The organism is Pseudalkalibacillus berkeleyi (assembly GCF_021608225.1).
GTDB classification, from domain to species: Bacteria; Bacillota; Bacilli; order Bacillales; family Fictibacillaceae; genus Pseudalkalibacillus; species Pseudalkalibacillus berkeleyi.
On the sequence record NZ_JAKIJS010000001.1, the window covers coordinates 1,066,107 to 1,081,019 of the forward strand.

The 14,913-nt window shown below is 38.5% G+C and carries 15 protein-coding genes; 14 read left to right on the plus strand and 1 reads right to left on the minus strand.

The genetic code is table 11. The features are described from left to right. Positions 1–78 precede the first annotated feature (78 nt). The 10 genes from L2716_RS05585 to L2716_RS05630 all read left to right on the plus strand — a co-directional run bounded on the left by L2716_RS05585 (position 79) and on the right by L2716_RS05630 (position 12,251). Entirely contained in the window at positions 79–642 is a 564-nt protein-coding gene (locus L2716_RS05585) for a YhcN/YlaJ family sporulation lipoprotein (RefSeq protein ID WP_236332582.1), read from the plus strand. A 184-nt stretch (positions 643–826) separates the two neighbouring features. Beyond that, positions 827–2,236 carry a PTS system trehalose-specific EIIBC component gene (gene treP, locus L2716_RS05590; RefSeq protein ID WP_236332584.1) on the plus strand — a complete coding sequence of 470 codons (1,410 nt, stop codon included), beginning with the start codon at positions 827–829 and terminating at the stop codon, positions 2,234–2,236. A 96-nt stretch (positions 2,237–2,332) separates the two neighbouring features. Next, a complete protein-coding gene (gene treC / locus L2716_RS05595) occupies positions 2,333–4,012 on the plus strand; it encodes an alpha,alpha-phosphotrehalase (protein WP_236332587.1) in 1,680 nt (559 codons plus the stop codon). Positions 4,013–4,041: 29 nt separating this feature from the next. Beyond that, positions 4,042–4,761, plus strand: a complete 720-nt coding sequence (treR, locus tag L2716_RS05600; protein ID WP_236332589.1) for a trehalose operon repressor — start codon at positions 4,042–4,044, stop codon at positions 4,759–4,761. Positions 4,762–5,172: 411 nt separating this feature from the next. Next, a complete protein-coding gene (spoVK, locus tag L2716_RS05605; protein WP_236332591.1) occupies positions 5,173–6,111 on the plus strand; it encodes a stage V sporulation protein K in 939 nt (312 codons plus the stop codon). Positions 6,112–6,209: 98 nt separating this feature from the next. After that, on the plus strand, positions 6,210–7,484 hold the full coding sequence (hflX, locus tag L2716_RS05610) for a GTPase HflX (RefSeq protein WP_236332593.1): 1,275 nt from the start codon (positions 6,210–6,212) through the stop codon (positions 7,482–7,484). After that, a complete protein-coding gene (locus L2716_RS05615) occupies positions 7,481–8,749 on the plus strand; it encodes a methionine gamma-lyase family protein (RefSeq protein WP_236332595.1) in 1,269 nt (422 codons plus the stop codon). Before hflX ends, L2716_RS05615 begins: the two co-directional genes overlap by 4 nt. A 143-nt stretch (positions 8,750–8,892) precedes the next feature. Beyond that, positions 8,893–9,282, plus strand: a complete 390-nt coding sequence (locus L2716_RS05620) for a MerR family transcriptional regulator (protein ID WP_236332597.1) — start codon at positions 8,893–8,895, stop codon at positions 9,280–9,282. Between the two features lie 60 nt (positions 9,283–9,342). After that, positions 9,343–10,680 (plus strand): type I glutamate--ammonia ligase, encoded by a 1,338-nt coding sequence (gene glnA / locus L2716_RS05625; RefSeq protein WP_236332599.1) that lies wholly within the window; start codon positions 9,343–9,345, stop codon positions 10,678–10,680. Positions 10,681–10,904: 224 nt separating this feature from the next. Next, positions 10,905–12,251, plus strand: coding sequence for a murein hydrolase activator EnvC family protein (locus L2716_RS05630; RefSeq protein ID WP_236332601.1), 1,347 nt, complete (start codon positions 10,905–10,907; stop codon positions 12,249–12,251). Positions 12,252–12,462: 211 nt separating this feature from the next. On the opposite strand, the gene lexA is transcribed toward L2716_RS05630, so the two are convergent. Next, a complete protein-coding gene (gene lexA / locus L2716_RS05635; RefSeq protein WP_236332603.1) occupies positions 12,463–13,080 on the minus strand; it encodes a transcriptional repressor LexA in 618 nt (205 codons plus the stop codon). A gap of 158 nt (positions 13,081–13,238) precedes the next feature. Here lexA and yneA point away from each other — a divergent pair, with 158 nt between their 5' ends. The 4 genes from yneA (at position 13,239) to L2716_RS05655 (ending at position 14,908) form a co-directional block, all read left to right on the plus strand. Then, positions 13,239–13,547, plus strand: a complete 309-nt coding sequence (gene yneA / locus L2716_RS05640; protein ID WP_236332605.1) for a cell division suppressor protein YneA — start codon at positions 13,239–13,241, stop codon at positions 13,545–13,547. Between the two features lie 30 nt (positions 13,548–13,577). Further along, on the plus strand, positions 13,578–14,231 hold the full coding sequence (locus L2716_RS05645) for a YneB family resolvase-like protein (RefSeq protein ID WP_236332607.1): 654 nt from the start codon (positions 13,578–13,580) through the stop codon (positions 14,229–14,231). Positions 14,232–14,291: 60 nt separating this feature from the next. After that, a complete protein-coding gene (locus L2716_RS05650) occupies positions 14,292–14,519 on the plus strand; it encodes a DUF896 domain-containing protein (protein WP_236332608.1) in 228 nt (75 codons plus the stop codon). 107 nt (positions 14,520–14,626) lie between these two features. Then, positions 14,627–14,908, plus strand: coding sequence for a HesB/YadR/YfhF family protein (locus L2716_RS05655; protein ID WP_236332610.1), 282 nt, complete (start codon positions 14,627–14,629; stop codon positions 14,906–14,908). The last annotated feature ends 5 nt before the right edge of the window (positions 14,909–14,913 follow it).

Here is a 14,913-nt window from a genome sequence, read left to right on the forward strand (position 1 = left end):
TAATTATATCATGGCGTACTCATGTATAACTCCCAATGAATAGTCAAACGATAAGGAAAAATAAACGAGGTGGGTTGGATGTTTAAAAAGATTACTACTATCCTGATCGTGTTTCTAATTCTTGTCGCTTGTAATGGAATGAATGGAGAAGAAGGTCAACGACATTATTCAAATCCAACTGAACAAGATTTCAAAATAAACAAAAATAATATAGAAGATGCACCAATCGTCAAAAGAACATCTGCTGAATCGGCTAACGCAAAAGAACTTGTAAAATTGACAGAGCAAGTTAAAGGTGTCAAAAGTGCAAGAGCAATCGTAAGTGGTATTTATATCGTGGTTGGCGTAGAGTTAGAGCAAAATGTAGATGAAGAGAAAACCGTTAATCAAATATACCGACAATTAAGCAGTCATAGCAAAGGTGCAAATGCGCTCGTTACGACAAATGCTGAGCATCTTGCAACGATGCAAGAGTGGGGTAAGGCGATTAACAAGAATAAAATTACTGAGGAGCTCGATATTTACAATGGTTTAGGGGTTATGATCAGTAAGATAAAGCCAAATGAAAATTTGGAAATTCGCAAATCAAATCCGTCTAAAGAATATCTAGACCAACATAGACTACCTGACGTAAAGAAATAGCCCTAACTTATAGGGTTATTTTTTTGCTTTAAAAATTCCTAGTAGAGATGTTTTAAATAAGAAGCTTGACAACTTGTATATACAAGATTAGAATAATTAACAACATGTATATACAAGGTTTTGAAAGCGTTTTTTTAGGTGAAACATGAAATCGTTTTCAACCTATCAATAGGAGGAGAAATTCATGAGCGTAAATCGGGAAACGGTCCAAGAGCTTATTGATGCGCTTGGTGGAAAAGAGAACATTCATACGGCAACGCATTGTGTAACACGACTTAGGCTCGTGTTAAATGACGAAGGAAAAGTCGATAGTGATCGTCTGAATGGTATTGACCTTGTAAGAGGATCCTTCTCTACAAATGGTCAGTATCAAGTGGTTATAGGTCAAGGGACTGTAGATGAAGTATATAAAGTGATGGTGGACATTACCGGTATCGGTGAGTCCTCCAAAGAAGATGTGAAAAGTGCAGCCGAACAGAACTTAAATCCGCTCCAACGAGCAGTTAAAGTACTTGCGGATATTTTCATTCCTATTCTCCCTGCCATTGTTACAGCTGGTTTGTTAATGGGATTGAACAATGTGTTAACTGGTCCAGGAATCTTTTATGATGAAAAGTCAATCGTCGATGTTCATGCTCAATGGAAAGACTTTGCTGATATCATCAACCTAATTGCGAACACCGCCTTCGTTTTTCTACCAGCATTAATTGGTTGGTCGGCAGTTAAAAGGTTCGGTGGAAGTCCATTGCTTGGGATTGTACTCGGTCTCATGCTCGTACATCCTGGTTTACTAAATGCATGGGATTATGGTAAAGCGCTTGAGGAAGGAAACATACCAGTATGGGACTTATTTGGTCTATCGATTGAGAAAGTAGGTTATCAAGGTCAAGTACTACCCGTATTAGTTGCAGCTTACGTATTAGCTACAATTGAAAAGTACTTGAACAAAAAAATACCAGATGCTTTCAAGCTTTTAATCGTAGCACCAGTTACTTTATTGATTACTGGATTCTTAGCATTCATTGCAATTGGTCCTGTTACATTTACAATCGGTAATGTCATTACAGACGGTCTAGTTGGTATCTTTGATAACTTTGCAGCCCTAGGTGGTATCATTTATGGTGGTTTCTACTCCTTACTCGTCATCACGGGCATGCATCATACATTCCTAGCAGTTGATTTACAATTGATTTCTAGCACAGGCGGAACTTTCTTATGGCCAATGCTAGCTCTTTCAAATATCGCTCAAGGTTCAGCGGCACTTACGATGATGTGGCTAACAAATGATGAGAAGGTGAAAGGCTTGTCGATTACTTCAGCCATTTCTGCGTATCTAGGCATCACTGAGCCAGCAATGTTTGGTGTGAATATTCGATTTAAGTATCCTTTCATCGCTGCGATGATTAGTTCAGCAATCGCTGGATTAATATTAACTGTAAACAAAGTAAAGGCAACATCGATTGGTGTCGGAGGAGTTCCCGGATTTCTATCTATCCAACAAGGTTCCTGGGGAGCGTTCTTCATCGGCATGGTTATCGTTTTATTCTTACCGATTATCCTAACATTTGCATATGGGAAATTGAAAAAGCAATAACAAACAGGAGGGGGAGATCGAAGTCAATCGATCCTCCCTTCTTTATCCGAATAAGGTAATAAGTCAGTCTGTGTTTTAGAAAGGAAGTATAGATCTATGCATAAAGAATGGTGGAAAAAATCAGTCGTTTATCAAATATACCCAAAAAGCTTCAACGATACGACAAATAATGGTATGGGAGATATCGTTGGCATAATAGAGAAGCTTGATTATTTAAAGGAACTTGGAATAGACATCATATGGTTAACACCAGTCTATGATTCACCTCAGCGGGATAATGGATATGATATTCGGGATTACTATCAAATTTTTGAACAATATGGGTCGATGGCAGATTTTGAAAGTTTATTAGAAGAGGCTCATGACAGAGGAATAAAGGTTATTATGGACCTTGTCGTCAATCATACTTCTACAGAACATGAATGGTTCCAAAAAGCGCTTCAAGACCCTAACAATAAATATCGCGATTATTATATATGGAAAGACGGAGTAGAAGGAACCCCGCCAACGAATTGGAAGTCGAAGTTCGGTGGTTCAGCGTGGGCATATGATGAGAATTCGAATCAATATTATCTACATTTATTTGATGTTACTCAAGCCGATTTAAACTGGGAAAACCCCTCACTTCGTAAAGAAATATATGAGATGATGCATTATTGGTTTGAAAAGGGAATTGACGGATTTCGACTTGATGTCATTAATTTGATATCTAAGGATCAACGCTTCTTAAGTGATGATGGTACGATTGCTCCAGGCGATGGAAGGAAATATTACACTGATGGACCTCGCGTCCATGAGTTCCTGCAAGAAATGAACAACGAAGTCCTATCCAAGTACGATGTCATGACAGTTGGAGAGATGTCCTCTACAACAATTAACGATTGCATCCAATACACCAACCCAAATAGTCGTGAATTAAACATGACGTTCAATTTCCATCATTTAAAGGTGGATTATCCTCAAGGGGATAAATGGACAAAGGCGGATTTTGATTTTATTGAACTGAAGAAGATTCTTTCAAAATGGCAAGTAGAAATGCATGAAGGTAACGGTTGGAATGCACTATTTTGGTGCAATCATGATCAGCCCCGTATCGTATCCCGCTTTGGAGATGAAGGGCAGTTCCGTGAGACATCTGCCAAAATGCTCGCAACAACGATTCATATGATGCAAGGGACTCCTTATATTTATCAAGGAGAGGAAATTGGGATGACAAACCCTAACTTTAATGACATATCCTCCTATCGTGATGTGGAAACCTTAAATGCATATGAAGAGTTATTAGCGGAAGGAAAGCAGGAAGAAGAGATTATAGAGATCTTAAAGCAAAAATCTCGAGATAATGCTCGGACGCCGATGCAATGGAATGCAACAGAGAATGCTGGATTTTCACAAGTTAAGCCGTGGATTCCGGTTGCAAAGAACTATAAACAAATTAATGCAGAGCTCGCAACACAAAATGAAGATTCCATCTTTCATCACTATAAGAAATTAATCTCGTTACGGAAAGAGTATGATGTCATTACAAACGGTAGTTATGAGTTACTGTTGGAAGAACATCCTACAATATTTGCATATGTTCGTAGGAATGAAGATGAAACGTTACTTGTAATTAACAATTTCTATAATAAAGAGACAGATTTTCAATTACCGAACGGAATGAATTTAGGCGAGCTTCAATCTGAAATTTTGCTTTCCAATTATCAAGATTCAAGCCGAGAAGTTGACCAGTTTACATTAAGGCCATACGAATCCGTCGTTTATTACTTTTCTTAATCGTGCTAAACTTTAAAGTGGTGATTTAAATGAGACAGAATAAATTTGTACCGATTTATAATGACTTGCAAGATAAAATTCAAAACAATATCTATGAACCTGGTCTTAAGCTGCCATCAGAAAATGAGTTGGCACTACAATACAATACTTCTAGGGAAACGACACGCAAAGCACTTAATTTATTAGCTCAAAATGGTTTCATACAAAAAGTGCAAGGGAAAGGCTCCATAGTTCTTGATGTAAATAAAATGAATTTTCCGGTGTCAGGCTTAGTTAGCTTTAAAGAAGTGGCAAGGAATTTAGGGAAAGAAGTAAAGACGAATGTCCATGAACTCAGCTTGCAACAACTTAACGAGGGGCTTAGTCAAATGCTGCAAGCGACAATCGATGACCAAGTTTGGTGCGTAGTTCGATCGAGGGAAATCGATGGGGAGAAGGTCATCCTAGATAAAGATTACCTATTACAAAAGAAGATCCCTCGTTTAACAAGAGAAGTTTGTGAACACTCGATCTATGATTATATTGAGAATGAATTGAATTTAACGATTAGCTTTGCTAAGAAAGAAATTACGGTAGAAAATGCATCGTTACAAGATGAGGAATTGCTTGATTTAGGAGACCATAAGCATGTTGTGCTCGTAAAGAACTTCGTATATTTAGACGATGCAACTTTGTTTCAATACACTGAATCTAGACACAGATTGGATAAATTCAGATTTGTGGATTTTGCAAGACGATCCCGAGGATGAACCTATAAGTGTCAACAAAGATGATGCGACCATAAATAAATGGTACGCATCATTTTTTGTGCCTGTGACCATCGAAGCAAGTTTGTTAAAGAGGATCTTCGACTAAAAGCCGCCGCGTCCTGTGGCGAATGTCGAAGTCAGCATAAGGAATGCTACCAAGAATTTTCATCGCAGACACGAAAATGTTTCATTTTTGTGTTGAGATCCTGTGCAAGTCCGCTTTTCTGTCTAGCTCCAACACCCAGCTTCTTGGTTCACTTCAGTCCTCTTGCGGCGGCCACAGCCTCCTCATCAGACTTCCAGTGACCTTCGAAGCTAGAGTGGATGTTTCCCCTTTTCTTATAGGCATTTGTCACACTTCGATCGACTAGGCGTATAATACACAAGAATCTTAAAGCGAGGTGAAGGTTCATGGAACAAACAATCAGTCGTAACTCGAAGAGCCAAATCAATGTCGTGCTGAGTTCAAGCTCTCCTTCATCTATTACTAAAGACGACTGGCTTGCAGATACGAAAGCACGAGAAAAGCACGCGCCCCTACAAAAGATACAGCGTGAGCTGGAAGCACTTGTTGGTATGGATGAATTGAAAGAATTAATAAACGAAATCTATGCCTGGTTGTATATAAATAAGTGCCGTGAAACCGCAAATTTGAAAACGGGAAAACAAGTCTTGCATATGATGTTCAAAGGAAACCCAGGTACCGGTAAAACAACTGTAGCACGTATGATTGGCAAGCTGTTCCATGAAATGAACGTCTTATCAAAAGGGCATTTAATCGAAGCAGAGAGAGCTGACCTCGTTGGAGAGTATATTGGTCACACTGCACAAAAGACACGTGAACTGGTCAAAAAGGCACTAGGCGGTATTCTATTTGTCGATGAAGCATATTCTTTAGCGCGTGGTGGTGAAAAGGATTTTGGTAAAGAAGCCATCGATACACTCGTAAAATCTATGGAAGATCAACAAAATGATTTTATTCTAATACTTGCGGGTTACTCCAAAGAAATGGATCACTTCTTAACGCTAAATCCTGGCTTACCATCTCGGTTTCCTGTTGTCGTAAGCTTTCCTGATTACTCTGTTGATCAGTTGATGGAAATTGCTAAACGGATGATTAAAGAACGAGAATATAAGCTATCTTTGGAAGCAGAACGGAAGCTGCGCTCACACTTACAATATGTAAGGTCGAAAGAAGGTAGCACTTTTTCAAACGGTCGATACATTCGAAATCTCCTCGAGAAATCAATGAGAAAGCAATCTATGCGTCTATTGAAAGAAGGAAAAATGGATCGGGATTATTTGATGTTAATTTCTGAGAGAGACCTGCATCTAGCAGAAACCCCATGAATTTGATAAAATGTAGGCATGCATAAAGACGTAATTTGTGGATAAGAACCGAGGGGGAATCTCCGGTTCCATTCTGCGTATGAAGGCAGGGGAATAGATTGGCAGAACCATCGAAATTAAATGAACGAACATTATTAGTAGGGTGTCAATTGCAAGGCAAGGATGACACCCTTTTTGAATCTTCAATGATTGAGCTTGCTGCACTGGTGAAAACTGCACAAGGTGATCCTGTCATGGAGGTAAGTCAAAAGCGTGAACGAATTCATCCAGCAACTGTAGTAGGAAAAGGGAAAGTTGAGGAAATAGAAGCATTAATTGAAGAAATAGAGGTTGACCTCGTGATCTTTAATCATGAGTTATCTCCAAGCCAAATGAGAAACTTAAGTGAAGCACTAGACATAAAAGTAATTGATCGCACTCAGTTAATCCTTGATATATTTGCCCAACGTGCAAAATCAAGAGAAGGTAAGCTTCAAGTTGAACTCGCACAACTAGAGTATTTATTACCTCGATTGTCAGGTCAAGGTGCACAGTTGTCTAGACTTGGTGGTGGAATCGGGACAAGAGGTCCTGGTGAGACCAAACTAGAAACCGATCGTCGACATATTAGAAATCGGATTACGGATATCAAGACACAAATAAAGACTGTTGCTTCACATCGTCAGCGGTACCGTGAACGTAGAAAGACAAACCAAGCTTTCCAAATTGCCCTTGTAGGTTATACGAATGCTGGTAAATCAACATGGTTTAATGTGCTGACAGACTCAGATGCTTATCAAGAAGATCAGTTATTTGCAACACTTGATCCGATGACTCGCAAATTAAAGTTACCAAGTGGAATGGTTGCTTTATTGACTGATACAGTCGGTTTTATACAGGATCTACCGACCAGCTTGGTCGCTTCATTCCGGTCAACGCTTGAAGAAGTTACAGAAGCAGACCTTATCGTGCATATGGTTGATATTTCTGATCCAAATCGGGACAAGCATCAAGAAACCGTTATTTCTTTGTTAAAAGAACTAGGAGCGGATAAAATTCCGATGCTAACCGTTTATAATAAAAATGATCTCGATCATGAAGCATTGACACACTATCAGTCGTTATCTGTTTCAGCGATACGAAATGAAGATCCAAAGACATTGTTGAGAACGATTGAAGAAACAATTAAGTCTTCAATGGTTCCTTATAAAGTAGCAGTACCGTCTAATGAAGGGAAATTACTTAGTGAATTACAACGTCTAACGATATTAGAACATCGTTTTTGGGATGACGAATATAACGTATATGTATGCGAAGGATACGCCCATCCTACTTTACCGATTTATGATCAAATACAAACCTTGATCCGGACAGGAGACATTGATACAGAATGACAGAACATGACCTCGAGAAGGATTTAACAGAAAAGACCAAATTAATAGAAGAAAAGATAAAGCCTATTCATGATGAAATTGAGCGTATTGAATTTAAGAATCAAGAGAAGGTATTATCTGCTTTTCGTAAACACCGTGTTAGTGATTTTCATTTTACTCCATCAACTGGATATGGATATGATGATACAGGTAGAGATGTATTAGAAAATGTCTATGCTGAAGTGTTTGGTGCGGACGATGCCATTGTTCGCCCTCATATCATTTCAGGTACTCACGCGATTTCTATTGCTTTATCTGGTGTGTTACGGCCGAATGATGAACTACTTTATATTACTGGGAAACCATATGATACATTGGAAGAAATTGTAGGTATCAGAGGTGATGGGAAAGGTTCACTTAAAGAATTTGGCATTACCTATCAATCTGTAAATTTGACCGATGAAGGAAATATAAATTTTGAAGCGGTTCAAAACATGATTCATGAGAACACGAAAATGATCGGAATTCAACGTTCTAAAGGTTATGCGGATCGACGATCTTTTACAATTAACGAAATAGAAAAAGCAATAACGTTCGTTAAGAGTATTAAACCCGATGTAATTGTATTTGTAGATAACTGTTATGGTGAGTTTGTTGAAGAAATGGAACCTACTCAAATTGGCGCAGATTTAATCGCAGGATCCTTAATAAAGAATCCAGGTGGCGGTCTAGCGAAAATAGGTGGTTACATAGCTGGAAGAGAAGACTTAATAGAGTTATGCGCTTACCGATTAACTTCCCCTGGTTTAGGGAAAGAAGCGGGAGCATCTTTGGATACACTATTGGACATGTACCAAGGGTTCTTTCTTGCGCCACATGTCGTGAGTCAATCACTGAAAGGGGCAGTTTTTACAGCGGCACTTATGGAGGATTATGGCTTTGACACATCTCCAAAATGGAATGCAACTAGAACGGATCTAGTTCAATCGGTCAAATTTCACGATGCAAATTACATGATTCAATTCTGTCAGTCTATACAAAAGGCATCACCTGTAAATGCACATGTTGTACCGCATCCGAGCTATATGCCTGGATATGAAGATGATGTAATCATGGCAGCAGGCACATTTATTCAAGGTTCGAGTATAGAGCTGTCGGCTGATGGACCGATTCGCGCACCGTTTGAAGCCTATGTTCAAGGAGGGCTCACCTATGCACATGTCAAAATTGCAGTACAATCAGCTCTTCAAGAGATATTGAAAAACGGTTTAAACAACGGAAAATAGGGAAGTGTTTAAAGGAGTGTACTCAATCAGTCACTCCTTTTTTGTATGTATAAAATGCAATGTTAGGTTTTCTTACATTAACTTGACACAAAAGCTAACATTCGCATATACTGTTATTAATACATCAGAATGGAGGGACACAGATGGGAGATCAAGTGAGAAGAAATATGCCTTTGTTTCCCATAGGGATCATAAAGCAATTGACTGAACTATCTGCTAGACAAGTCCGTTACTATGAAGAAAATGGCTTGATAACTCCAGCTCGTTCTGAAGGTAACAGGAGATTGTTTTCATTTAACGACGTCGATCGATTGCTTGAGATCAAGTCCCTTCTAGAACGTGGTGTGAACCTAGCTGGTATACGTGAAATATTCGAAATGAAGGAACGAGGAATCTCTGTTCCTAACCTGCATTATAAGACAGAGCCTTCTGAGGGTGACATTCATAAGAACCTGAAGAAAGAATTGTATCAAGCGGGTCGATTCGGCAAAACTTCACTTATACAAGGAGAATTATCACGTTTCTTTAATTGAAGTCACATATTTTTGTGATAGCAAAGACATCTAATTACAAATTTAGGAGGAAAACAAAACATGGGTTCGAAATACTCTAAAGATCAAATCTTCAAAATGGTGAAAGAAGAAAATGTACGATTCATCCGATTACAGTTCACGGACTTACTTGGAACAATCAAGAATGTTGAAATTCCTACTAGCCAGTTAGAAAAAGCGTTAGACAACAAAATGATGTTTGATGGATCGTCTATTGAAGGATTCGTACGAATCGAAGAATCTGATATGTTGCTTTATCCGGATTTAGACACTTTTGTCGTCTTTCCTTGGACATCTGAAAAAGGAAAGGTAGCAAGACTGATTTGTGATATTTATAACCCGGATATGACACCATTTGAAGGGGACCCACGAGCAAACCTTAAACGTATCCTAAAAGAAATGGAAGACCTCGGGTTTACTGATTTCAACATTGGACCTGAGCCTGAATTTTTCCTATTTAAGAACGACGAAAAGGGCGAGCCAACACTAGAGTTGAATGACAAAGGCGGATATTTTGACTTAGCCCCTACTGACCTTGGGGAAAATTGCCGTCGTGATATCGTCCTTGAACTTGAAGATATGGGCTTCGAAATTGAAGCATCACATCATGAGGTTGCACCAGGACAACACGAAATTGACTTTAAATATGCAGACGCAATTACAACTTGCGATAATATACAAACATTTAAATTAGCTGTAAAGACAATCGCACGGAAGCATGGGTTGCATGCGACGTTTATGCCTAAACCTTTATTTGGTGTAAATGGTTCAGGAATGCACGCAAACATGTCATTATTCAAAGGCAAAGACAATGCTTTCTATGACGAAAACACTGACTCAAAACTAAGTGAGACGGCAATGCAGTTCCTAGCTGGTATTATTAAGCATGCTGAAGCATTTACTGCGATTACTAATCCAACAGTAAACTCATATAAGAGACTCGTACCTGGGTACGAAGCACCATGTTATGTTGCGTGGTCGATGCAAAATCGTAGTCCTCTTATTCGAATTCCTGCATCTAGAGGCGTAAGTACTCGTATCGAAGTACGAAGTGTTGACCCTGCAGCGAACCCGTATCTGGCGATGGCGGCAATGTTAGCTGCTGGATTAGACGGCATTAAGAATAAGATGGAAGCGCCTAAACCGATTGACCGTAATATTTATGCAATGGATAAACCTGAACGTGAGGAAGCGGGCATTAGAGACCTTCCTGCAACTTTGAAAGACGCTTTAGAAATATTTAAGAAAAATGAAACAATGACAAAAGCTCTAGGCGACCATGCTACAGAACACTTTATTGAATTGAAGGAAATCGAGTGGGATATGTTCCGTACACAAGTACATCCATGGGAACGAGAACAATATATTCAACTTTACTAAGAAAAAAAGCATTATATACCTCGTATAAAGCTGAAAATGAGGCCTCGGATTTCTCCGGGGTCTCTTTTTTATTCTTGTTCTAAAAATACTTTGTACTATTTAACTATTTTTTTACCACGAATTTTCTAGTATAGTATAAAAGAGACATATTAATTCAAGAATTGACATAAATCTTTAGATTTTAAAAAATAAAATGTGTGAAAGTATCGAATGGGGGAAATAGGTTGAAAAAACAAGCCATTGCTGTTGTCGCTTCTACCAGTTTATTATTAGGTAGTCTTAGCTATTTAGGAGGGTATGAAGCCCACGCTGAATCATTAAAGGATAAGATTAATGAGGTAAAAGAAAAAAGGGAAGAGAATAAATCTAAGCAACAAAAGGCAAAAGAAGAAATTGATAAAATTAGGCACAATCAAGCATTAATTGATGCTGAAATTAAAAAACTTGATCTCCAAATGGCCACAACAGAAGATCATATTGATAAGAAAGAAAAAGAAATATTAAAAACAAAAGAAGAAATTGACAAGCTCAAAGCAGAAATTGTCGTTTTAGAAAAAAGAATTGCTGAGCGGGATAAAATGTTAAAAGATCGCGTAACGTCAATGTACGAAAACGGCGGTTCTGTTCAATACATAGAAGTATTACTAGGATCTCAAAGCTTTGGAGACTTCTTGGATCGAGTGTTCGCATTAAATGAAATCGCTGAACAAGACAAAGAAATTCTTGAAGCACATAAGGATGATAAGAAAAAACTTGAAGAAACGAAATTAAAGGTTGAGAACGAGTTAGAAGTCTTAAACAAGCAGAAGAAAGAACTAGAAAGCTTGAAGGCGAGTTTGAAGCAAAAAGTAGATCGCAAAAATGCATTATTAGGCGATTTAAAAGAAGAAGAAAAGCATATGCATGAGGAGCTAGGCAAGTTAGAAGATTCAGCAGATCTGCTCCAAAAACAACAATCAGCTTTCGAAGCTGAGAAACGTCGACAAGAAGAGGCAGCACGTAGGGAAGCGGCTCGTAAAGCTGCAGAAGAAGCAGCTCGAAAGGCAGCAGCAGAAAAAGCCGCCGCTGAAGCAAAGGCTGCAAAAAAAGCTGAAGGATCTAAAAGCAGTTCTTCAAGTAGTAGCAGTAGTAATAACAATAGTAGTAGCAGTAAGCCTGTTTCATCACCTGTTGTTTCAAGTAGTATGTTCATCAAACCATCTGGCGGATATATATCATCTGGGTATGGTCCAAGATGGGGAAGTCATCACCCAGGTATAGATATCGCAAGTGGTGGGACTGTCCCGGTCGTTGCATCAGCATCTGGCACAGTAATTAAGTCTTATTACTCAAGTAGTTATGGAAATGTTATCTTTATTGCCCACTATCTCAATGGACAAACGTATACGACGGTATATGCACACTTAAGAAGTCGTAACGTTGGAAACGGTGCTACTGTTGAAAAGGGACAGCGAATTGGAATTATGGGGAATACAGGAAGATCGACTGGACAGCATTTACATTTTGAAATTCATAAAGGTCAATGGAATATCAACAAATCCAATGCGATTAATCCAAGAAAATTCTTTTAATAGAAGGCTCATCTCTAATAGCTATTGCCTTTAGTTGATCATTTCAACAACTTTGTACAAGAACAACCAAAAGAAAGCCAAATAGTAAGAACGAAAGCCGAGCACCCAAGGATCTATTTTTCCTTCGGAGCTCGGCTTTTTGTTATCAATTCATTTTTCAAAATAAAAAGCTTACCGATTACTCGATAAGCAGTAGCTTTGAAAATGATGTTTAATGGATGGTTCGGTAGACGCCTATCACTTTTCCTAGTATCGAAACATGATTGAGTATAATCGGTTCTAAAGAAGCATTTTCAGGCTGCAATCGAATAAAGTCTTTTTCTTTAAAGAATCGCTTTACAGTTGCTTCGTCCTCTTCAGTCATTGCGACGACAATATCTCCGTTGTTTGCAGATTGTTGTTGTTTAACAATAACCATGTCGCCGTCATAGATTCCAGCCTCTATCATACTATCACCCTGGACAACTAATGCGAATACATTCTCATCTCCAACCATATGATCTGGTAGAGGGAAGTATTCTTCTATGTTCTCTATTGCAGTAATAGGCTGACCAGCCGTTACTTTACCGATTACAGGTACGTTAATAGATTCGCTCTTTGGAATTGTTGCATCCATATCATCTGTAATGACTTCAATCGCTCTCGGTTTAGTAGGGTCCCTTCTAATCAGGCCTTTTTTTTCTAGACGAGATAGGTGCCCATGAACCGTTGAACTTGAAGCAAGGCCGACAGCCTCACCGATTTCACGGACAGAAGGGGGATAACCTTTATGCTTCACTTCAAACTTTATGTAATTCAATATGTCTTGCTGTCGTCGTGATAATTTCATTCTGTCCACCTCAATTCTCCTCGATTGTTGCATTAAGTATAACATGTGTTCGGCGAACATACAAACATAAGTTCGAGAAAAACAGTTGACAAGAACGAGTGTTCTTATTACAATAATATTAGCAAATGAGAACAAATATTCGTATTGGGGGAATTAAAATGAAAATGAGAAGACAAGGCGGTTGGTCTTTTGTTATCGTATTAATTATTATCGTATCAGTAATGGGAAGTTACTCATTGGTGAAGGCGAACTCTGATAGTAAGATCGAATATTTGAACGTTAAGATCGAACAAGGGGATACATTATGGGGACTTTCTACTAAATATAAAGAAAATCATACGTACACTACTGATGGGTTTGTAAAGTGGGTTGAAAGTACAAATGGTGTACAAGCCGATAGTCTACAACCTGGCGATACTGTAAAGATTCCGGTGGAACGCCAAATCATACAAGTTGCCTCTAAATAATAGAGAGAAATGAGATTGAAGGGGTAAAAAATGAACGCCGTTATATATTGTAGAGTGAGCACAGAGAAGGAAACACAAGCCTCTTCGATTGATAGACAAGAATCAGAACTGAGAGGACTTGCAGAACAATTTCATTTTAATGTTGTAGAGATTATTCGCGAAATGAGAAGCGGATATGATATTGAACGGGATGGAATACTACAAGTATTAGATCTTGCAAAGGAAAAGTCAGTTGATGTTCTTCTTGTCCAAGATGAGACCCGATTAGGGAGAGGGAGCGCAAAAATAGCAATATTGCATACGCTCAGAAAGTTTGGAGTGAAATGCTATTCTATTAGTGAAAATGGAGAAATTCAACTGACTGAAGCGGATTCCATGGTATTAGAAATTGTCAGTATAGTGGAAGATTACCAGCGGAAATTACATAATGCGAAAATCAAACGAGGCATGAGAAGAGCGGTTGACAAAGGATATCGCCCTGAAAAGAATCTAGCTAATATAAATGAAGGTGGTCGTGATCGGAAAGAAGTCCCTATCGAAGAAATCATCAGGTTAAGAGAACTTGGACTTACTTTTCGTGAAATTTCTATAACCCTTAACGGATTAAATTACGATATTTCAAAAGCTACCGTTCATCGAAGATACCAGGAATTTAAACTCCGTGAAGACGAAGCAAAACAATAGAAATATCAATAAGAATACGTTACACTATGGAAATGAATCTTGTTAAAGGAGTTTGGCGATATGCTATCACAACAAAAAATAGATCGGATTAACGAACTCGCTCGTAAAGCAAAAGGAGAGGGTTTAAATCCAAAGGAAAAAGAAGAACAGAAGAAGTTGCGATCTGAATATTTAAAAGCCTTCCGTGGTGGATTTAAGAACCAATTGAAATCGATTAAAGTTGTCGATCCTGAAGGAACTGATGTAACCCCGGAAAAATTGAAGGAAGAAAAAAGACGCAAACAATAGTGTGCAAGCCCGAAATGATATTTTTTTCATTTCGGGCTTGTCTTTGTATTGCATCAGTCGATAACTCTGCTATACTGTTGTATAACAACTATGGGGGAGTGGTTTATTTGATGTTCTCAATCACAAGTCCTGTCGTAAAACTGTATAAAGATGAGTTGGGATTAAAACAAGGCGATGGTTTGCAACTATTTTGCAGATACGCGGGGAGTGAATCCGGGCTTTGCATAGGTGTAGAAAAGGGTAAGCCTACTGAAGAGGACTATGTGCAAGAAATTGATGGTATTCATTTCTATGTTAAACCACATGAAGTATGGTTTGTTGAGAAAATGTCAATGGACTACGATGATATAGATGAACAATTTACAATTAATTTACCGAGTATAGCATAATATGA